Here is a 20441-nt window from a genome sequence, read left to right as displayed (position 1 = left end):
AGGAGCACGAACAATGAAGTTCATCCGAGGGATCCGAGGGGTCACCGTCGCCGCACTGGCACTGACGCTGGCCGCCTGCGGTTCGAGCGTCAAGACGGCCGACCAGCAGCCGGCCGCCGGCTCGTCGGCCGGCGCGCTGATCGGCGTCACCATGCCGACGAAGTCGTCGGAACGCTGGATCCACGACGGCGACAACATCAAGGCAGCGCTGGAGAAGCTCGGCTACAAGGTCGACCTGCAGTACGCCGAGAACGACATCCCGACCCAGGTCAACCAGATCGAGAACCAGATCACCAAGGGCGCCAAGCTGCTGGTGATCGCCTCCATCGACGGCACCGCGATCACCACCCAGCTGCAGGAGGCGGCCGACCACAAGATCCCGGTGATCGCCTACGACCGGCTCCTGCTCAACAGCCCGAACGTCGACTACTACGCCACTTTCGACAACTACAAGGTCGGTGTGGAGCAGGCGGATTCGCTGGTCAAGGGCCTCGGCACCGGTCCGGGTCCGTTCAACATCGAGCTGTTCGGCGGCTCGCCGGACGACAACAACGCGACGTTCTTCTTCAACGGCGCCATGTCCGTGCTCAAGCCCCTCATGGACAGCGGCAAGCTCGTGGTGAAGAGCGGCCAGACGACGTTCGCGCCGACCGCGATCCTGCGCTGGGACCCGGCCACCGCGCAGCGGCGCATGGAGGACCTGCTCACCAAGACCTACGGCGGCGGCGCGAAGGTCGACGGCGTGCTCTCGCCGTACGACGGCCTGTCCATCGGCATCCTCTCGGCGCTCAAGAGCAACGGCTACGGCACCGCGGGTCAGCCCTACCCGGTGGTCACCGGCCAGGACGCCGAGGTCGCGTCGGTCAAGTCCATCATCGCCGGCGAGCAGTACTCGACGGTGTTCAAGGACACCCGCAAGCTCGCCGACGTCACCGTGAAGATGGCCGACTCCGTCCTCAAGGGCGGCAAGGCGGAGGTCAACAACACCACGGATTACAACAACGGCAAGAAGGTTGTGCCCTCCTACCTGCTGCAGCCCGTGGTCGTGGACAAGACCAACTACCAGAAGGAACTCCTCGACTCCGGCTACTACACGGCGGGGCAGCTGAAATGACGGAACTGCTCGGCATGCGCGGGATCACGAAGACCTTCCCCGGGGTCACCGCGCTCGCCGACGTCACCCTTTCCGTGCGCCGCGGGGAGATCCACGCGATCTGCGGGGAGAACGGCGCCGGGAAGTCGACCCTGATGAAGGTGCTCTCCGGGGTGCACCCGCACGGCAGCTACGCCGGGGAGATCCGGTTCGACGGCGAGGCGTGCGAGTTCGGCTCGGTGCGCGACAGCGAACGCCGGGGAATCGTGATCATCCACCAGGAGCTGGCGTTGTGCGGGCAGCTCTCGATCGCGGAGAACATCTTCCTCGGCAACGAGCGGGCCCGGCGCGGGTTCATCGACTGGAACCGCACCAACCACGAGGCCGGCGAGCTGCTGCGGCGCGTCGGCCTCGCGGAGAACCCGGTCACGCCGGTGCGCGACCTCGGCGTCGGCAAGCAGCAGCTCGTCGAGATCGCCAAGGCGCTGTCGAAGCAGGTGAAGCTGCTCATCCTCGACGAGCCGACCGCCGCGCTCAATGACGACGACTCGGCGCACCTGCTCGACCTGTTGCGCGGGCTGCGCGACGAGGGCGTGACGTCGGTGATCATCTCCCACAAGCTGGGCGAGGTGATCGCGATCGCCGACACCGTCACGATCCTGCGCGACGGCCGCACGATCGAGACCCTCGACGCGGCCGGGCTCACCGAGGAGCGGCTGATCACCGGCATGGTCGGGCGCGATCTGGAGCACCGCTTTCCGCCGCGGGAGCCCGACATCGGCGAGGAGGTGCTGCGGATCGAGGACTGGACCGTGCACAGCCCCACGCAGCTGGGCCGGGTCGTGGTCGAGGGCGCCAACCTGACGTTGCGGCGCGGGGAGGTGGTCGGCCTGGCCGGGCTGATGGGTGCGGGCCGCACCGAGCTGGCGATGAGCGTGTTCGGGCGTTCCTACGGCACCGGTATCTCCGGGCGGCTGGTGAAGGACGGCGTGCCGATCGAGGTGCGCTCGGTCCGTGACGCCGTGCGCCACGGCATCGCGTACGCCACCGAGGACCGCAAGCGCTACGGGCTGAACCTGATCGAGGACGTGCAGCGCAACGTCTCGGCCGCGGGCCTCGGGAAGCTGGCGCGCCGCGGCTGGGTCAACGAGCACGCCGAGCACGACACGGCCGCGCGGTTCCGCCGGGACCTGCGGATCAAGGCACCGACCGTGCGCAGCGTGACCGGGAAACTCTCGGGCGGCAACCAGCAGAAAGTCGTGCTGGCCAAGTGGATCTTCACCGATCCGGACGTGCTGATCCTCGACGAACCGACCCGCGGCATCGACGTCGGCGCGAAGTTCGAGATCTACTCGATCATCAACTCCCTTGCCGCGCAAGGGAAGGCGGTGCTGGTCATCAGCTCCGAGCTGCCGGAGCTACTCGGCCTGTGCGACCGGATCTACGCGCTGTCCGCGGGCCGGGTGACCGGCGAGGTCGCCCGCGAGGACGCCACCCAGGAGCTGCTGATGCAGTACATGACGAAGGAACGCCCATGACCACAACGGACACGGCCCGGCCCGCCGCGCCCCCGGCCGCCACCCCGGGCAGGCGGATCTCGATCAACCCGCGCCAGAGCGGGATCTACGTGGCCTTCGCCCTCATCGTGGTGCTGTTCGAGGTGCTCACCGGCGGCGCGTTGCTCGAGCCGCAGAACATCTCGAACATCATCGTGCAGAACTCCTACGTGCTCATCCTCGCGATCGGCATGATCCTGGTGATCATCTCCGGCCACATCGACCTCTCGGCAGGCTCGGTGGTCGCGATGACCGGCGCCGTCTCCGCGGTGCTCATGGTGAACCTGCATGTGCCGTGGCCACTCGCGGTGCTCATCACCCTGGTGACGGGCGCGGTGATCGGCGCGTGGCAGGGGTATTGGGTCGCCTACTTCGGCATCCCGGCCTTCATCGTGACGCTGGCGGGAATGCTGGCGTTCCGCGCGCTGACGCTGACCGTACTGGGCAACCAGGGCATCGGCCCGTTCCCCGACGCGATCCGCACGCTGTCCAACGGCTTCACCGACGGCTACCTCGGCAACATCGGCCTCGGCCCGCTCGGCGGCGCCGACCTGGTCAGCCTGATCGTCGGCGTGCTCACCGTCGCCGCCATCGCGATCACCCAGCAGCGCAAGCGCTCCGCGCGGCTCGGGTACGGGCAGGACGTGGACCCGTACCCGGTGTTCGTCGCGAAGGTCGCCGGCGCGGCGATCCTGGTGCTCGCCGTGGTCGTGCAGCTCGCGCGGTTCAAGAACCTGCCGTGGGTGCTGATCCTGCTGGCCGTGCTCGTGGTCGGCTATTCGCTCGTCGCCGGTCGTTCGGTGTTCGGCCGCCACATCTACGCGGTCGGCGGCAACCTCCAGGCCGCGACGCTGTCGGGCGTCAAGGTCAAGTCGGTGGCGTTCTGGATCTTCGTGAACATGGGCGTGCTGGCCGCGCTCGCCGGGATCATCTTCGCCGGCCGGCTCAACCAGGCCGGCCCGACCGCCGGCGTGAACTTCGAACTCGACGCGATCGCCGCGGCGTTCATCGGCGGCGCCGCCGTGCAGGGCGGCGTGGGGAAGGTCGTCGGCGCGATCACCGGCGGGTTGATCATGGCCGTGATCAACAACGGCATGTCCCTGATCGGTGCTCCGAGCGAGCGCGTGATGCTGGTCAAGGGCGTGGTCCTGCTCGCGGCAGTCGCGTACGACATCTGGACGAAACGACGCGGTACGGCTTAGAGGCGCGGCCGCCGGGGATTCAGCCGGCCCTGGGCCCGGGGCCGTGACCAGGGCCTAAGGCCGGCGGAAGATCGTGATCGAGTGGCCGACCTCGTCGATCGGGGTGCTCGTCGCCAGCAGGGCCTTCAGGTGGGCGTCCGCCTTGGCAATGGAGGAGTCGGAGACCGCGAGCAGGCCGTGGACCTGGTCCGGGGGCACGCGGAGGGGGTCGGCGGCGTCGATGCCGTAGAAGGCCGGCACGCCGCTGCCCTTGTAGACGAGCCAGGGGCGTTCGTCCGGATAGCGCGTTTTCAACCGGTCGGCGAGGCGGCCGAGGTCCTGGCCCCAGTCGACGTTCGAGTCGTGCAGGCGCAGGTGGGTCTGCGCCGGGCCGCCGAAGGCTTCGTTGGAGTAGGGCAGGTAGTACGGGAACGTCAGCAGCGAGCTGACGGCCGTGAAGACGACCAGGACCGCCGCGGCGAGGTGGGCCTGGCGGCGGCGCAGGAGGACAAGACCGGCGGCCGCGACGGCGAGGAACATCGGGAGGAAAACCGTGTACCGGACGCCGAAGTCGCGGCTGCCGGTCATGGCGGCGGCCAGCAGCACCGCGGACGGGACGAGGAGGTACGGCGCCGCGGGGCGCAGCCGGGGAATCGCGAGCAGCACGACGATGCCGGCCAGCCACAGCGCCAGCGTGCCGAGCGGGGTCTTCACGAGGATCGCGGCCGGGAGGTAGTACCAGAGGGCGCCGAAGTAGAGGCGGCCGAACAGGAAGCCGCTCCACACCTGGTCTTCGAAGCCGAACTGGAGGTGCATGCCGTCGCGGTACGGCGCGGGCACCGGCAGCCAGTCGGCGAGCGCGCGCAGGCCGTGGAGAGTCGGCAGGCCCGGCGGTGCCTGCCAGCGCAAGCGTGGATCGACGGCGAGGTAGGCGGCCCAGAGGACGGCGACGGCGATCAGCCCCACGCCGATGACCGCCGCGACGAGCTCGAGGGCGGTCCGTTTCGGACCGAGGCCACGCGCACGACGGAAGTGCCACACCGACAACGCGGCCAGGAACAGGACCACCGGAACCGCGGGCAGCGCGCTCATCTTCGTCGCGATCGCCGCGCCGAGGGCGAGTCCCGCCGGCGGGAGATACCGCAGGGGCCGGCGCCGGGCCCGCCACACCAGCCAGGCCGACGTCAGCAGGAACCCGGCCATCGGCACGTCGAGTGTGGCGAGCGAGCCGTATGCGATGACGTCGGGCGAGAAGGCGTAGAGCGCGAGCGCCATGAGGCCGCCGACCGGGCCGGCGAGATCACGCGCGAACGCGAAGACGACCAGCCCGAACAGCAGCGTCAGCACGATCATCGGCAGCCGCGCCAAGAACATCAGGTGGCCCGGATCGCTGCCCGACTCGTACAGCACGTGCCGGCCGAGCTGCGTTTCGTCGCCGGCGAAGGCGGGGTCGAGGTGCACGTCGGCGAAGGCCAGGCCGGACGCGATGATCAGCTTGCCCAGCGGCGGGTGCTCCGGGTTGTACCGCAGGCTGTGCTGGTCGAGGTAGACGACGGCCGTGCCGACGTACACCGGCTCGTCGATCGTCGGCGTCTGCCCGACGGCCGTGGTGACCATCGCGAACGCCATCTGCGCGAGCAACGCGAACCCGACGAGCGCAAACGCCCACCGCCGATGCCGCCGCAGCCACTCGAACCGGCCCGGCGGGGCCGGGGTCGGCGCCGGGTCCGCCGGGGTCGCCCCGCTCGCGCTCGACAGCTGGCTCGTAGGCGGCGACAACCCGAAGTTCCTTCCACGCGAGAGAACACGTCCGCGCCCATGCTACGTCCCGCCCGCCGCGGCGATCGGCTCGTGACCACCGGCGGCCCTCCAGGTGAGCGTGTCCGGGTCGTCCTGCCCGGCGGTCTGCACGGGCCGGCCGAAGCGATCGGCGCGACCCGAGTCTCGGTGAGCCGCGCGCTGCGGACGCCGAGCACCTCGTCAGCGTCGAACCGGCGCCGTGGTGGTCCTCGCGCCGGAGTTGCTCGCGCACCGCGAGAGGCGGGGGCTCGGCTGACCGCAGGCCGGGCGGTAATTCGGTTGACCCGGCCCCGCGGCGCCGCTGCACTGTGGCGCGACAGCCACGACACCCCGGGGAGACCGCCGCAGTGGAAATCCGCGCCACCACCGAGCAAGACTTCGACGTCTTCGTCGACACCGTCCACACCGCGTTCGCGCGGTTCCCCGAGACGCCGGCCGAGGGCGGCGGCGGGCTGTGGTGGTCGGCGCTCGAGATGGACCGCGGGGTGCTGGCCGTGGCGGACGGGCGGCCCGTCGGGACCGCGGCGGCCTACTCGTTCGAGCTCACGCTGCCGGGCGAGGTCGTGGTGCCGGCGGCCGGGATCACGTCCGTCGGGGTGCTCCCTTCGCATCGTCGCCAGGGGGTGCTGAGCGCGATGATGCGGCACCAGCTGGCCGAACTGCGGTCGCGCGGGGAGTTCCTGTCCGTGCTGCTGGCGTCGGAGGCCACGATCTACGGCCGCTTCGGCTACGGGCCGGCGACCTACACCGGGCAGCTGACGGTGCCGCGGCACCAGGCCGCGCTCGCCGCGCCGCGGGCTCACGCGCCGGCCGACACCGGCTCGGTCGAGGTGCTGAAGCGCGACGAGTGCGTCGAGCTGCTGGAAGACGTCTACGACCGCTACCGCCGCGCGCAGCCCGGCGCGTTGTCGCGGCCGCACCGGTGGTGGGCGTTGCGCGCGGGCCAGCCCCCGATCACCGCGGCGCCGCGGTACCTCGCCGTGCACCGGGATGCCGACGGGACCCCGGACGGGTACGCCAGCTATTCGCTCGTCGAGCCCGGCACGCTGACCGTCGACGAAACCATCGCCACCGACGACGCCGTCTTCACCGCCCTGGCCCGGTTCGTGCTCGGCCACGACCTGGTCACGCGCGTGGTGTTCAAGCACGTCCCGCCGTGGCACCCGCTGCGCTGGCAGCTCGCGGACTTCCGCGCCGGCACGGCGAGCGACGACGACTGGCTGTGGGTGCGGCTGCTGGACGTCCCGCGCGCACTGACCGCCCGCGGCTGGTTCACCGACGGCGAGCTGGTCCTCGACGTCACCGACCCCTTCCTCGACGAGCGCGGCCGCCACCTCCTGACCGTCCGCGACGGCAAGGCCGAGTGCGTCCCCACGGACCGCGCGCCCGACCTGTCCCTCGACGTGCGCGACCTCGGCTCCCTCTACCTCGGCGGCACCACCCCGAGCACCCTCGTGCGCGCCGGCCACGTCCACGCGCACCACCCCGAAGCCGCCGGTGTCGCCGACGCGCTGTTCCGCGCGGAGCGAGAGCCGCACTGCCTGCACTGGTTCTGACGGCGCGGGCGCACCGGGCCGTTCGGCGGCGGCGCTGGTTCCAAGGTTTGCGGTTCGGATCCTCGCCGAGGCGTACGGAAAGTCCGGGTTCAGCGGTTGAGCGCCTTCGCAAGCGCCGCGACGTCCACCTGCCGTGGCTTGGGCAGCCACGCCGGCTGGTCGGCGCCGCGGGGCGAGAGCACGTTCAGGTAGTGGTGCGGGGTCCGCGAGAGCGTGACGTTCTCCGTGACCCCTTGGTACAGCCCGAGCGGCGTGAGCGACGTGAACAGCTGCGGGTCCAGCAGCTCGTGCTCTCCCCCGCTGCCGACGGCGCGGTGGACGTAGCCCCAGTCGAAGAAGCCGAGGGTGCTCGCCCACATGGCGGCGCGCGTGAGGGAGACGTGGACGCGGTAGCTGCCGCCCTCGGTGGCGCGGCGGATGAGCGCGGCCAACGCGCCCGTGGCGCCCAGCCAGGCGACGAGGTAGTCGTTGATGATCGACGTCGGCGGGAGTTTCGGCTGGTCCAGCGTGCCTTCGGCGGCGACCATGCCCGTGACGGTGCCGGCGACCTGGTCGAAGCCCACGCGGTTCGCCCACGGGCCGGTGTCGCCGTGGCAGCTGGCGGTGACGTGGACGAGGCCGGGCCGCAGGCCGATGGCCTGGTGGGCGTCGACACCGAGCTCGGTGAGCAGGCCGGGGCGGCGGTTGGCGTAGAAGACGTCGGCGTCGCGCAGGAGGGCGTGCAGCGTGGCCTGGCCGTCGGTGCCGCGGACGTTGAGGCGGGTCGAGCGGACGCCCACGTTGGCCGTGGCGACCAGCGAGTCCATCTCGAACTCCAGGACGCGCCAGACGTTGAGCACGTCGGCGCCCAGCGCGGCCAGCGAGCGGCCGATGCCCGCGCCCGCGATGACGTGGCCCATGCCCAGCGCGCGGATGCCGGACAGCGGTTGCGTGCCCCAGTCGGGCAACGGTTCGGGCGGGGTGTCCGCGACCTTCTCGATCTCGATCAGCGGCCGCGAGGCGAGGTGCTCGAACACCGGCTCGGCCACGAACTCCTCGACGCTGCGGACCTTCGCGAACACGATGCCGTGCCGCTCCCCCAGCTCCTCCAGCTCGTCGGCGGTGTGCCGGGCGATCGCGCGGCCGAGCGCTTCGGGGCTGTCCGCGCAGTCCAGGACTGCGAGCATCTTCGACTTCAGGCCGGGGTAGATGTTCGCGGGGATGACGTGGCGGCCGTCGCGCGTGGGGTAGAAGCCGAGGTAGGAACCGACGAGCCGGTCGGCCATGTCGGCGGGGTAGCCGTTGAGCGTCTCCCACCGCAGCTCCGACGCCGGGGCGAGCCGGCGAATGGCCTGGCCCAGATCGACGGTGATGTCCTGACCCAGCCCTGCGCGCATGCGCCACAGCTTCGCGGCGAGCACCGATTGCTGGGTCAGCGCGACAGCCGCCGCCCCGCCGATGCGGATCGAGCTGGGCAGGAGCGGGTCGCGTTTGAGGAAGGTGATGGCGCCGCCGCTGTCCTCGGGCGTGAAACCAAGTGGTGCCAGCACTTCGCGCAGCTCGGCGTGCGGGTCGAACGCGTCGTCGGACGCACGATTGCGCACCGCCCGGAGCATGGCGTCGCGCATCGACCCCGGATCGGTTGTTTCCACAGTGGACACTCCAGGGTCGGAACCTCGACGTCCGCGACACGGGCCACGAGCTCGCCTGTGCCAGGGCGCCGCGGTGCGGCGGGCAGCGAAGCGCGTCGATCGTAGCGACGGCAGCGGGCCCGCCGGGCCGACTTCGGGGAATCCGTTATTCGTCCTGCGACGCCGCCGGACGGTTTCCGCGCACGACCAGGACGGGGCACAGCGCGTACGAGATCAGGCTCTGGCTGGTCGATCCGAGCGCCAGGCCGGCGAGCCCGCCGCGCCCACGGCTGCCGACGACCAGCAGTTGCGCGCGATCGGCCCAGTCGAGCAGGCCGTCGGCCGGCTTCTCCTTCACGACCAGGCGCTCGACCTGCACGTCGGGGTACTTCGCCTGCCACCCGGCGAGCCGCTGCGCGAGCAGTTCCCGCTCCTGGGCCTCGATCGCGTCGGCGTCGGCGGACGAGCCGGACTCCTCGAACACCGACGCGAGGAACCCTTCCTTCCAGCAGTGCACGGCGACGAGCGGAGTCCGGCGCCACGACGCCTCCTCGAAGGCGACGCCGATCGCGTCCTCCCCGATCGGCGTGGCGTCCACACCGACCACGACCGGGCCGTCCACCGGCGGCGCGTCCTCGGCGACGTGGGGACGCACGAACGCGACCGGACACTCCGCGTGCGAAGCAAGCGAGACCGACACCGAGCCCAGCACGAACCGGCCGAGCCGGTGCAGCCCCGTCGACCCGAGGATCAGCATCCCCGCCGACGCGGACTCGGCGCGCAGGGCCGACGCCGGCTGTTCCGGCCGCAGCACGGCCTCGGCGGCCAGCTCCGGCGCCACCTCCGCGACGGCCGCCCGCGCCCGGCTGAGCACCCGCTCGCCGCGCTCGCCGACGACCCGCTGCGCGTCCTCGTAGGTCGGCGCGGCGTGCGGGTACGTCACGGGGATCTCGTCCACGGCGTGCACGAGCCGCAGGCCCACGCGGCGCTCGCGGGCCATCCGCGCGGCCCAGCGCGCCGCCATCAGCGACGACTCGCTCCCGTCGACCCCGACGACCAGATCGGTGGACGCGCTTGCCATGGGTTCCCCGCCTTCGTCGGTCTGCCGGCACCTCGGACTGTAATCGCAGCGGACCTGCGCGCGAGACGGCCAACAGACCCCCGTCCGGGTGACTTTCGTCCAGCGGTGCCTGCCCCTTTGAGCCGCCGTCGAGTTTCTCTGCATACGGACGACATTGCGGCCCCGGCCGGCCACTCCCCCAGGACGTCCCTTCATCTGACTACTTGACAGCACACCTCGGCCGGTCCGATTTACATCCGCATGCTGACGATTCCCGCGACCGCAGCGAGATGCGTTGGCAGCACTCGATCTTCCGCAGCGGCCCGGATCGCCGACCGGCCGGTGGTCCTGTTCCGCCGGTTCGACGGCACGCGGTGACTCGTCCGGGTCAGTCCTGGCAGCCGTCGAGGGTCGGCACCGGGTACTTCGGGTCGTAGTAGCCGGGCGCGTCCTGGTCGCCCGCGGGCGCCGGGCCGACGGGCGGGTTGGCGTAGCCGGGTGCGAGGAAGCCCGTCTTCGCGGCGGCGCAGCCGACGGAGGAGAACGCGCTGTGCTCGCCGTCGATCCAGAGACCCTGGCTGGTTTTGCTGAAGCTCGTGCCGCTGCGGAGCACGTAGTTCTCGTCCACGCGCACGAAGCTGACGATCTGCCCCGGCCCCGTCAGCTCGCCGGGGTGGGGGTCGTCGAACGCGTAGGCGACCACGTACTTCGCGTCCACGGCCAGCTCCCCCGGCTTCACCCCGGGGTGCGCGGTCAGGGTGCCGAAGATACGCGGGCCCGCGTCGAGCAGGCGGTATCCGTCGGCGATCTCGGTCACGTACGGCAGCAGGCCCTTGTCGTGCTCCGCCACCTTCGACGCGATCCACGGCCGCGCGTCCGGCGCCAGCTGCGCCAGGAAGGCCCTGGGGTCATGCCCCGTCACGACGGCGGGTTCGAGCCGCGCGGCGAAGATCGCGCGCTTGACCTGCGCGTAGGCGTCCGCGGCCACTTCGGCCTTAACCGCCCCGGTCGCGGTGGTGGCGATCCCGTCGAAGCCCTTGGCCCACTTCTCGGCGGGCGTCCGGTCGTACGGCCGCGCCAGATCGACGCGCGCGAGAATCGGCACCGCCGTCGGATTGGGCGCAGCCGGCTCGGCTCCGGGCCGGCTCCCCACGAGCACGATCGCCGACACCGTCACCCCGAGGACGAGGAGGACGAGCGTCGCGCCCCACCACCGCCCCCTCGGCCGCCGCAGCGGTGCGCGCCGCTGCTTGCGCACCTTCCGGCGGTCCTTCCTCGCCCCCACCCGCGCGCCGGCCTCCGCCCGCTTGCGCCACTCCGGATCCACCAGATCCGGGTGGGAGTCGAGCAGGTCTTCCTCTTCCACGTGCTTGCCCCCAGAAAACGTCGTCGCCTCCTCATCGACGATCCGCGGACATCGTTACTGCGGGCGGGGACTTGCCGTGCGGTTCACCCGAGCGGCTCGCGGTCAGTGGCTGTCGCGGGTGGGTGGGGCGAGGGTGGTGATCGTGGTGGCGCGGGTGAGGGCGTAGGCGGCGAAGAGGGCGGGCAGGCCGAGGACGGCGAGCAGGAGCCAAGTGCTGGTGGCGTTGGCGATGACGGCCCACTGGACCGTGACGAGGAGGCCGGCGTTGAGCAGGACGCGGCCGGTCAGGGAGATCAGGCGGGTGCGGGTTCGGGCGGCCTCGGCGGCGGCCCTGGCGCGGCGGGCGCCGGACCACCAGGCCCAGGCGAGTGCGAGCAGGATCGTGACGGCGACGAGGATTTGGGTGGGCGTGAGGGTGTTCATGGTTCACCCCGATCGGATTCGCGTGGTGGGCGAAGAATGGTCGACAGAAGGGGCTGAAACCCGTCGGTGGTTCCGATGCGGTGGGCCCTTCCGGCTTGCCTGATCAGGATGGCCTTGACCGCATCGGGGTCGCAAAGTTTCCGACCAAGTCCGATCAGTGCTGCTCAGCGCCACGATCTCGGCTTGGCCGGGGTGTCGGGCATCATGGCACAACGGCGGGCGCCGCGCCCGGGGTGAGGAGGGGGCCGGCTGTGACGACTGCGCCGTTCGGGGAGCCGCCTGCGCCGGGGAGGCCCGGGTCGCTGTCTGAGTTCGCGGTCCGGTTGCAGGCTTTGCGGGAGTGGTCGAGTGTGCGGCTGCGCGCGTTGCCGGCGCTGGTGGAGAGGGAAATGGCGGCGCGCGGGGTGCCAGCCGAAGCGGTCAGATGCGCGTACGGGACCGCGCGGGAGATTTTCCGGGACGAGCCCAAGCGGTACAACGAGGCGTTGCTCTTCGACGTCATCCGGGCGTTGCTCAGGAAGGCGCATCCGTCGGCGGAGGCGCTCGAACGGCAGGTGGCGCCGTGGCGCGAGAGTTATCACCACGCCCGGCGGCGATCGCGGGAGAAGACGGTGTTTCCTGGGTTCTCGATCGGGCCGCTCAGCACAAGTGTTCAACTACTGGAAGGCAACGGGGAGCGGGAGATCGCGGAAAGTGATGTGCACGTTCTCGTCACGCCCCGGGCGGTTTCTCTTCCGGCCATAGTCGCCTATCGAAGGGAAAAGCTCCGCGAGGAGCAGGAAGACCGCCGCAAAAAGGGGCTCGAGTACCACGAGGCCTTGCTTCGCTACGCGGTCCACGATTTCGTGGTGAACCGCCGCGGCCCCGAAGAACTCTCCGAGGTCACGATCCACTTCACCTACTCCGACTACGTCACTTTCCTTGCCACCCAGCAACTCGACGAACCCCTCCCCGGCGGCGACACCCTCCGCAGCCTCTACCTCGACGGCCGCGACCCCCAGGACACCCCGGACTTCATGCGCTCCAGCTTCGGCCTCAACGTCGCCGTCGTCACGGCCGACGGGTGGCTCGTCGTCGCACGGCGCAGCGGCCGGGTTGGGGTGGGCAAAGGCGAGTGGAACTCCTCGGCCAACGAAGGGCTGCAAAGGAAACTCGACGGGCGACACGGGCCGCCCAACCTCTTTCGCGCCGCCGAGCGCGGGTTGAAGGAAGAGCTGCGGCTCAGGCCCGATCACTACGACCTCAAGCTCCTCGCGTTCGCCGTCGTCACGTCGAACTCCCAGTGGTGTTGCCTGTTCCTGGCGAACCTGCGCACGATGACCCGCCAGCAGTTCGAGAACAACCTCGGCCGCGGCGTCCAGGACGCCTGGGAGCACCGGGGATTCGAGTACGTGGAGTTCGAGCCGCAGCCGACGATCGAGTACCTGCTCCGACCCGACCGCCGCGACTCGTGGGCTCCCGCGGCGCCGGTGTTGTTCTACCTGTCGCTGGTGCACGCCCACGGCGAGGAAGCCACGGATCGCGTCGTGGAAAAGCTTGAAGCACAACAAGAAACGGGCGAGGACCGCTAGCAGGGCCCCCTCACGCCGGCGTGAGTGAAGGCGGCAACGCGGCCGCACCCCAGGACTGGTTCGGCGTCGCGCTCATGCGGAGTACCAGTTCGCCGCCCCGAATCACCTCGTCGTGGGTGATCCAGGCGCGGTGCAACGGCTTTCCGTTCAGTGTCGCCGACGTGATGTAGACGTTCGGCGGCGAGTTGCCGATCGCGCGCACGGTGAACGTCCGGCCGTGGCCTGTCGTGAAGCGCGTGCGGTCGAAGACGGGGCTGCCGAGGATGTACACGCCGCTCGCGGGCGACACGGGGTAGAAACCCGCCGCGGCGAGAACGTACCAGGCCGACATCTGGCCGGCGTCGTCGTTGCCCGCGAGGCCGGTCGGGCCGGTCCGGTAGGCGTGTTCGCAGACGTACCGGGACCACTGCTGGGTGAGCCACGGCGCACCCGCGTAGGTGAACATGAAGGGCATCTGCTGCACGGGCTCGTTGCTGTGGTTGTAGAACTCGTTCCACTTCATCATCACCTCCGGCGGCGTCTTCTCGAAGATGCCGTTGAGGCGCTCGACGAACGCCGCCCGTCCGCCCGCGAGCTTCACCAGGCCGCCGACGTCGTGCGGCACGAACCAGCCCTGCTGCTCCGGATTGCTCTCGATGCAGCCGTCGCCGTCACCCATCCAGGTGCCGTCGGCGTTGCGGCCGCGGAACCAGCCCGCGTCGGTGTTGAAGAGGTTCCGGTAATTGTGCGAAGTCGCGTACAGGCGCTTCGCGTCTTCCTTCTTGCCCAACGCTTCGGCGAACCGTGCGAGGGCGTAGTCGGTATACGCGTTTTCCAGCGTCGAGGAGAGGCTGTAGGTGACGCAGTAGCCGAGCGAGGTCCAGTTCGCGAAGTCGGTGCGGTTGGAGCGTTCCGCCGGGCCCAGCGCGACTTCGCGGCAGAAGCGGTAGGCCTTCTCGGCGTCGAACCCGCGCAGCCCCTTGAGGTACGCCTCGGCGATGACGTTGATCGCGGCGTCACCGATCATCGTGTCGGTGTCCTTGCCCAGCAGCTCCCAGCGGGCCAGCCCGCGCACGAGGCCGGCATCGGTGAGCGACACCAGCGACGTGATCGTCTCCTGCACCACGTCCGGGTCGATGATGGTCAGCAACGGGAACTGCGCGCGGAACACGTCCCAGCCGCTGAACAGCGTGCGGTGCGTGACACCGTCGCGCACCGGCGCGGTGTCGCCCACGCGGTGGCGGCCGTCGACGTCGCCGAACAGCCGCGGGTCGATCATCGAGTGATACAGCGCGGTTTCGAAGATCTCGCGCTGCTCGGCCGTGCCGCCTTCGACGGCGACCTTGCCCAGTGCGTCCGCCCACGTGCCGCGGGCCCCGGCGGCCACGGCGTCGAAGCTCCAGCTCGGCAGGTCGTGGCGCAGGTTGCGGCGGGAGCCGTCGAGGTCGACGAACGACACGCCCGCGCGCACCGGCACCTGCTGCCCGGCGCGGACGGGGAACTCGGCGAAGAAGCCGAGCTGGGTGCCGTCGCGCTGCCCGAGGTCGGTGCGGACGTCGGTGCCGTCCCACGTGCCGAACACGGCGATCGGCTGCTGGAACTCCATCGTGAAGTACGCGGTGTAGGCCGGGCTCTGCGCGCCGCAGCCCCAGCCACCGCCGGTGTGGTCGCAGCGGATCCAGCCTTCGACGGTCGTCGCGTCGACCTGGCGCACGTGCTGCGCGATCGAGTGCGAGCCGTCCGGGCCGATGCGACGGGTGAGGTCGACCTTGACGCGGCCGGTACCGGCGTCGTGGAAGGTGAAGCGCAGCAAGCCCGCTCGCTCGGTGGCGGTGAGCTCGGCGCGCACACGGTAGCGGTCGAGTTCCACGGCGTAGTAGCCGGCGCGCGCGGTTTCGGTTTCCTTGCGGTACGGGCTCTTCGCCTCGTCGCGCCCGGTCACGAGCGGGCCGGCCTGCGGGAGCACCTGGAGGTTGCCGAGGTCGCCGTAGCAGCCGACGCCCGACATGTGCAGGAAGCTGAAGCCCTCGATCGTGGTCATCTCGGCCGAGTAGCCGCTGCCGTTGTCGCCGCCGGAGACCGTGTCCGGGCTCAGCTGCACCAGGCCGAACGGCGCGACCGCGCCCGGGAACGTCTTGCCGCACGCCGTGTCGGCGGCCGTGGTGACAGATCCGATGATCGGATCGACGGAGTCCACCGGTTGCGGCCGGGCGGCGGCTGCCACCGCAGTACGGGGCAGGGCCGCCGCGGCCGCCACTCCGCCCGTGCCGACCAGAAACCCGCGCCTGGACAGAAAAACCGCGTCGGTCATGCTTCATCGCCTTCCGGACGCTCGTGCAGTTGTCGCCGACAACACTGGGCGAACGAGCGGGCCGGGTCAAGCAAACATCGGATGTGTGGCCTTTTCTGTCCCCTCGTTTGTCCGGCCCGGGAATTCCACTGTGGACGTCACCGCGCGAGCAGCCGCCGGGCTCGCGGCACCACGTCGCGGGCGAATGCGGCGACCTGAGCACGGGAATTGTCTTCGGGCATGAAGACGAAACCGGTGTACGGCAGCTCGCTGCCGAGTTTCCCCAGCAACTCCGCCCATTCCGCGGCGCTGCCCCGCATGGGATCGGCACCCTGCTCCAGCCGCGGCCGCCCGGGTGTTCGGGTGACCATGCCGACGATCTGGGCGATCCGGCGCACGGCCCGCGGGTTCCGGCCCGCGGCGACGGCCGCGTCGTCGATGACGCGGTTGGCCTCGGCCCACTTCTCGTACGGCAGGTAGGCGGCGATCGGAGCGGCCCACCCGTCGGCGATCCGCCCGGTCAGCGCAAGGGATTTCGGGCCCTGCGAGCCGACCCAGATCTCGATCGGGTGCAGGGGCGCCGGACCCGGGTGCGCGCCCGAGACGGAGTAGAACTCGCCCTGGACCCGCACCGCCGGGCCGCCGTCCGCCCACAGCGCGCGAAGGATCGTGACGGCTTCTTCCAGCGCGACGTTGGATTCCCGTGGGCTTCGGCGCGGCACCCCGAGCTGCGTGATCGCGTCCCAGTAGCCACCCGCGCCGAGTGCCAGCTCGAACCGGCCGCCGGACACGATGTCCAGCGCGGCCGCGGTCTTCGCCAGTAGCACCGGCGGCCGTAGCGGCAGACTCGCGACGTCCGGGAAGACGCTGATCTTGTCCGTATGCGCCAGCAGATCGCCGGCCAGCACGAACGTATCCAGCCGGTCCGGCGCGAACGGCGCGTCCTGGATCCCGAGGAGGTCGAGGCCGCCGTCGTCCGCGGCCACCGCGAAGGCGCGGTCCGCCGCCAAGTCGGTGGTGGGCGTCAGCGCAACGCCGAACAGCAGGTCGTCGCGCAAGGCGCTCCCCCGAAGTCAATAGACATTACCGTCAATGATCCTGCCGAGATCCGGCCCACGCCGCCATCCGGCGGAGAGTCGATTTCCGCCGGAATCGGATCAGGGAGATCCGGCGCGGATGAGGGCACCGAACCTCCCTGTCGATCACGTCCGGCGGTTACGCTCGGAGCCGATCGGCGTCAGTCGACCGGCGGCCACACGGGGATCGGCCCGCGGCCCGACGGGAACCGGACGTTCTTGGCCCGCACGAACTCGTGCAGTGTCTCGGCCGCGTTCTCCCGGCCGAAACCGCTTCCCTTCACGCCGCCGAACGGCGAGCCGAGGAAGGAGCGGCGGACGTAGTTGTTCACGAAGACCATGCCGGCCTGCAGGTCGCGCGCGAGGTTCGAGGCACGGAAGTGATCGCGCGTGATGAGCGCGGCCGTGAGCCCGTACGCGGTGCCGTTGGCGATGCGCACGGCCTCTTCGTCAGTGTCGTAGACCAAAATCGACGCGACTGGGCCGAAGATCTCCTCCTGCGCCACCGTGTGGTCCGGCTGCACGCCCGTGAGCACGGTCGGCGGGACCCAGAAGCCGCCGGCCAGGCGCGCGTCGACCGGAGTTTCACCCTGGTACGCGATCTTCGCACCCTCGGCCACGGCGGTGTCGACGTAGGCGAGCACCTTCTGCTGCTGGCGCGCGTCCACCATCGCGCCGATGTCGGTGGCCGCGTCGAGCCCGTCGCCGACCTGCAGCTTCGCGGTAGCCGCCACGAAGCGCTCCACGAACTCGTCGTGCAGCGACCGGTGCACGAGGATCCGCGCGGTGGACGTGCAGGCCTCGCCCTGGTTGTAGAACATGCCCTCGATCGCGACGTCGACGGCCACCTGCAGGTCGGCGTCGTCGAGCACGATCAGGGCGTTCTTGCCGCCGAGCTCCATCGTGGCGAAGGTGAGGTTCTCGGCAGCGGTGCGCAGCACGGCCTGGCCGGTCTTGGTCGCGCCCGTGAAGGTGATCCGCTCGACGCCTCCGTGCCCGGCCAGCGCGGGGCCCGCGGACATGCCCGACACGGCGTTCACGACACCCGGCGGCAGGACCTGGTTGACGATCTCCACCAGCCGCAGCACGGCCAGCGGCGCCTGCTCCCCCGGCTTGATGACCACGGTGTTGCCCGCGGCCAGTGCCGGCGCCGTCTTCTTCGTGAAGTGCAGCGGCGGCCAGTTGAACGGCAGGATCGCGGCCACGACGCCGTAGGGCTCGTAGTGCACGCGCGCCTCGATCGGGCCCTGGTCGAGCACGTCGCCGTGCAGCGTGTCGGCGAGGCCGCCGAAGTAGTCGAACCCGGCCGAGCTGAACGACACGTCGAACCGCAGCGCGTCGCGGCGGGGCTTGCCGACCTCGCGGGCCTCCAGTTCGCCGAGCTCCTCGGCGTGCTCCCGGATCAGGGCCGCGACCTTGCGCAGCAGCCCGCTGCGCTCGCGCGGCGTGAGGCGGCCCCACTCCCCCTCGTACGCCCGGCGCGCGTCGCGGACGGCCTGGTCGACGACGTCGTCGCTCGCTTCCACCACGTCGGCCAGCCGGCCACCGGTGGCCGGCTCGAGAACGGCGAAGGCCGGCGCGTCTTCGGGCGTCACCCAGCTGCCGCCGATGAACGAGCCCCAGCGGGCGCGCGGCAGCGGACCACGGCCGTCGGCCGGAAGGACGGGTTCCAGGGCGTCGGACATCGTGAGATCCCTTCGGTGGACTGTGAACGATTGCGGTTGATCGCAGCCGAAGCCGCCATTGACCACAGATTACTCAGCTCTTACGATAATGCAATCGTTTGCGGCCAAGTGCGCCGCTCTTGCAGGTCTTGCGACGAGGCACAGTTCGACAGGAGGCAGTCGGATGAGGACTTTGCTCAGCGGAGGCGCGGTGGTCGCGCCGGGTCGTCCGGAACTTCTCGGCGGAGGAGACCTCCTGATCGACGGGACGACCATCGCCGAGCTCGGCCCGGTGAGGTCGGTGAGCCGTGACGGCGTGGACCGCGTCGTGGACACGACGGGCTCGATCGTGCTGCCGGGGCTGGTCAACGCCCACCAGCACGACTGGTACCTCTACGGCAAGGGGCTCGGCTGCGACGTGCTGCTGGAGCAGTGGATCACCGGCTGCCTCGTGCCGCTCAAGGACAACCTCGACGTGGACGACCTGCGCGTCGCCGGCGAGCTCGCCGCGCTCGACATGCTCCGCGGCGGGACCACCAGCTCCGTCAACCACCTGGTGAACGAGACGAGGATCGCCGACGAGGAGGCGATCCTGGGCCCGGTGGCCGACGCCGGGGTCCGCCAGTTCTTCGCGAAGGTCATCCGCCCGCACGACGCGCGCAACGACTACGCCGGCGCGCGCGAATCCTTCGAGAAGTGGGACGGCGCCGCCGAGGGCCGGATCCGCGTCGGCTTCGTGCTCGAGGCGACGGCCCACTGGGTCGCGCTCGGCACGAGCTCCGAGGAGATGGTGCTCGGCGGCCACGAGCTCGCCGTGGAGAAGGACACGTTCGTCACCTCGCACATCGCCGGCGGCACCATGTCGCGCGACGAGGGTTACCTCAAGTGGGTGCTGGAAACCGGCCGCACCGACGTGCAGTTCCTGCACCGCCTCGGCGTTCTCGACGACCGCTGGATCCTCGCGCACACCATCCACCCGCGCGGCAACGACCTCGACCTCATCGCGGCCTCGCACAGCACCGTCGCGCACACCGCGAGCTCCGAAGCCGCCCGCGGCGCCGGCATCACGCCGGTGAAACGCATGCTGGACAACGACATCCGCGTCGCCCTCGGCACCGACGGCCCCATGGTCGACCTCACCAACGACATGGTCGAGCAGATCAAGTGGACGCGCCTGCTGCAGAACCAGCTCCACGAACACCCCGGCTCGATCGACCTCGGCAAGCTCGTGACGATGGCCACCGAGGACAGCGCGCACGCCGTCCGCGCCGGCAACTACCTCGGCTCTTTGCGGCCGGGCTACGCGGCGGACATCGCGGTCTTCGACCTCGACACCCTGCACGCGGGCCCGGTGCACCGCCCGCTGGCGACCTTCGTCCACGCGGCGCGCGGGACGGACGCGAAGCACGTCTTCGTGAACGGCGAGCAGTTGCTGGACAACGGCCGGTTCACCCGGGTCGACGAGCTGCACGTCACGGATCTGATGCGCCGGGCCGGTGACCGGGCCCGTGCGTTGGGGCGGCGGGCGGGGTTGCTGCCGGAAGACTGAGCCGCAGCCGAAATCCCGGCCTCGCCACAGTTTTCCGTTGCGAGGCCGCGATTTCGGCTGCGGTCAGACCACACCCCGCGGCAAGATCGCCGACGGCTGAGAGAGTCGACGGTCGAGAACGACCTCGCTGCCGCCGGGACACCCGAAAATGTCGTACCCCCGGACTAGGTTCCTCGCATGGAGACACCGTGCCTGGCCGAAATCACGGCCGACAACGTCGCCGCCGCCTGCCGGCTGGCCGTGGCACCGCACCAACGCGACTACGTCGCACCCGTCGCCCACTCTCTCGCGGAGGCCTACGTCCAGCCCGACGTCGCGTGGCCGAGGGTGGTCTACGCCGGGGACGAACTCGTCGGCTTCGTGATGGGCGCCTTCGACCCCGGCTGCCCGATCGCGTACTTCCGTTGCGGGATCTGGCGGTTGAACGTCGCCGCCGGACAGCAAGGCAAGGGTTACGGACGCTTCGCCGTCGAGGCACTGCTGGAAGAGGCCCGGCGGCGCGGGGCCGAGGCGGCAACGGTGCTCTGGCGGCCCGGCGAGCACAGCCCCGAGCCCTTCTACCGTCGGCTGGGCTTCCGGCCGACCGGCCAGGTGCACGAGGGCGAGGTGGTCGGCCGGATCGAACTCGAAGTCTGACCTTCGGTGCCGAACTCCCGGCGCTACCGGG

15 protein-coding genes are annotated in these 20441 nt (G+C 70.6%); 7 read left to right on the top strand and 8 right to left on the bottom strand.

Going from position 1 to position 20441, the window contains the following annotated elements:
• Positions 1-13: 13 nt before the first annotated feature.
• The 3 genes from chvE to mmsB are packed head-to-tail and all read left to right on the top strand — an operon-like array spanning position 14 to position 3851.
• Positions 14-1114 (top strand): multiple monosaccharide ABC transporter substrate-binding protein, encoded by a 1101-nt coding sequence (gene chvE, locus K1T34_RS38205; RefSeq protein WP_220239592.1) that lies wholly within the window; start codon positions 14-16, stop codon positions 1112-1114.
• The gene (mmsA, locus tag K1T34_RS38200; protein WP_220239591.1) at positions 1111-2631 is read left to right on the top strand and encodes a multiple monosaccharide ABC transporter ATP-binding protein; all 1521 of its coding nucleotides are present in this window, start codon (positions 1111-1113) and stop codon (positions 2629-2631) included. The genes chvE and mmsA overlap by 4 nt, the downstream gene beginning before the upstream one ends.
• On the top strand, positions 2628-3851 hold the full coding sequence (mmsB, locus tag K1T34_RS38195; protein ID WP_220239590.1) for a multiple monosaccharide ABC transporter permease: 1224 nt from the start codon (positions 2628-2630) through the stop codon (positions 3849-3851). Before mmsA ends, mmsB begins: the two co-directional genes overlap by 4 nt.
• Before the next feature lie 54 nt (positions 3852-3905).
• Here the strand turns inward: mmsB and K1T34_RS38190 are convergent, their stop codons facing one another.
• Entirely contained in the window at positions 3906-5609 is a 1704-nt protein-coding gene (locus K1T34_RS38190; RefSeq protein WP_255637846.1) for a phospholipid carrier-dependent glycosyltransferase, read from the bottom strand.
• A 368-nt stretch (positions 5610-5977) separates the two neighbouring features.
• On the opposite strand from K1T34_RS38190, the gene K1T34_RS38185 reads away from it, so the two are divergent.
• Complete coding sequence (locus tag K1T34_RS38185) at positions 5978-7186, top strand: GNAT family N-acetyltransferase (protein ID WP_220239589.1); 1209 nt, start codon at positions 5978-5980, stop codon at positions 7184-7186.
• Between the two features lie 89 nt (positions 7187-7275).
• On the opposite strand, the gene K1T34_RS38180 is transcribed toward K1T34_RS38185, so the two are convergent.
• From K1T34_RS38180 to K1T34_RS38165, 4 genes are all read right to left on the bottom strand, one after another.
• Entirely contained in the window at positions 7276-8769 is a 1494-nt protein-coding gene (locus K1T34_RS38180) for a CoA transferase (RefSeq protein ID WP_255637845.1), read from the bottom strand.
• A gap of 193 nt (positions 8770-8962) precedes the next feature.
• Positions 8963-9877, bottom strand: a complete 915-nt coding sequence (locus K1T34_RS38175) for a universal stress protein (RefSeq protein WP_220239587.1) — start codon at positions 9875-9877, stop codon at positions 8963-8965.
• A gap of 367 nt (positions 9878-10244) precedes the next feature.
• Positions 10245-11222 (bottom strand): hypothetical protein, encoded by a 978-nt coding sequence (locus tag K1T34_RS38170; RefSeq protein ID WP_220239586.1) that lies wholly within the window; start codon positions 11220-11222, stop codon positions 10245-10247.
• Positions 11223-11324: 102 nt separating this feature from the next.
• The gene (locus K1T34_RS38165; protein WP_220239585.1) at positions 11325-11645 is read right to left on the bottom strand and encodes a hypothetical protein; all 321 of its coding nucleotides are present in this window, start codon (positions 11643-11645) and stop codon (positions 11325-11327) included.
• A gap of 350 nt (positions 11646-11995) precedes the next feature.
• Here K1T34_RS38165 and K1T34_RS38160 point away from each other — a divergent pair, with 350 nt between their 5' ends.
• The gene (locus tag K1T34_RS38160; protein WP_220239584.1) at positions 11996-13216 is read left to right on the top strand and encodes a hypothetical protein; all 1221 of its coding nucleotides are present in this window, start codon (positions 11996-11998) and stop codon (positions 13214-13216) included.
• A gap of 10 nt (positions 13217-13226) precedes the next feature.
• Here K1T34_RS38160 and K1T34_RS38155 read toward each other — a convergent pair whose 3' ends face one another.
• The 3 genes from K1T34_RS38155 to K1T34_RS38145 form a co-directional block, all read right to left on the bottom strand.
• Positions 13227-15506, bottom strand: coding sequence for a GH92 family glycosyl hydrolase (locus K1T34_RS38155; RefSeq protein WP_220239583.1), 2280 nt, complete (start codon positions 15504-15506; stop codon positions 13227-13229).
• 137 nt (positions 15507-15643) lie between these two features.
• Positions 15644-16543 (bottom strand): LLM class flavin-dependent oxidoreductase, encoded by a 900-nt coding sequence (locus K1T34_RS38150; RefSeq protein WP_255637844.1) that lies wholly within the window; start codon positions 16541-16543, stop codon positions 15644-15646.
• 179 nt (positions 16544-16722) lie between these two features.
• Positions 16723-18246, bottom strand: a complete 1524-nt coding sequence (locus tag K1T34_RS38145; protein WP_220239582.1) for an aldehyde dehydrogenase — start codon at positions 18244-18246, stop codon at positions 16723-16725.
• Between the two features lie 163 nt (positions 18247-18409).
• Here K1T34_RS38145 and K1T34_RS38140 point away from each other — a divergent pair, with 163 nt between their 5' ends.
• Complete coding sequence (locus tag K1T34_RS38140; protein ID WP_220239581.1) at positions 18410-19774, top strand: amidohydrolase family protein; 1365 nt, start codon at positions 18410-18412, stop codon at positions 19772-19774.
• A 177-nt stretch (positions 19775-19951) separates the two neighbouring features.
• On the top strand, positions 19952-20410 hold the full coding sequence (locus tag K1T34_RS38135) for a GNAT family N-acetyltransferase (RefSeq protein WP_220239580.1): 459 nt from the start codon (positions 19952-19954) through the stop codon (positions 20408-20410).
• Positions 20411-20441 lie beyond the last annotated feature (31 nt).

Origin of the sequence: Amycolatopsis sp. DSM 110486, assembly GCF_019468465.1 — a bacterium.
GTDB lineage: Bacteria > Actinomycetota > Actinomycetes > Mycobacteriales > Pseudonocardiaceae > Amycolatopsis.
This window is presented reverse-complemented; position numbering and strand designations above follow the sequence as displayed.

Coding starts and splice junctions, on each gene's coding strand:
- chvE (WP_220239592.1), top strand. CDS start 14: ATGAAGTTCATCCGAGGGATCCGAGGGGTCACCGTCGCCGCACTGGCA.
- mmsA (WP_220239591.1), top strand. CDS start 1,111: ATGACGGAACTGCTCGGCATGCGCGGGATCACGAAGACCTTCCCCGGG.
- mmsB (WP_220239590.1), top strand. CDS start 2,628: ATGACCACAACGGACACGGCCCGGCCCGCCGCGCCCCCGGCCGCCACC.
- K1T34_RS38175 (WP_220239587.1), bottom strand. CDS start 9,877: ATGGCAAGCGCGTCCACCGATCTGGTCGTCGGGGTCGACGGGAGCGAG.
- K1T34_RS38165 (WP_220239585.1), bottom strand. CDS start 11,645: ATGAACACCCTCACGCCCACCCAAATCCTCGTCGCCGTCACGATCCTG.
- K1T34_RS38155 (WP_220239583.1), bottom strand. CDS start 15,506: ATGACCGACGCGGTTTTTCTGTCCAGGCGCGGGTTTCTGGTCGGCACG.
- K1T34_RS38145 (WP_220239582.1), bottom strand. CDS start 18,246: ATGTCCGACGCCCTGGAACCCGTCCTTCCGGCCGACGGCCGTGGTCCG.
- K1T34_RS38140 (WP_220239581.1), top strand. CDS start 18,410: ATGAGGACTTTGCTCAGCGGAGGCGCGGTGGTCGCGCCGGGTCGTCCG.
- K1T34_RS38135 (WP_220239580.1), top strand. CDS start 19,952: ATGGAGACACCGTGCCTGGCCGAAATCACGGCCGACAACGTCGCCGCC.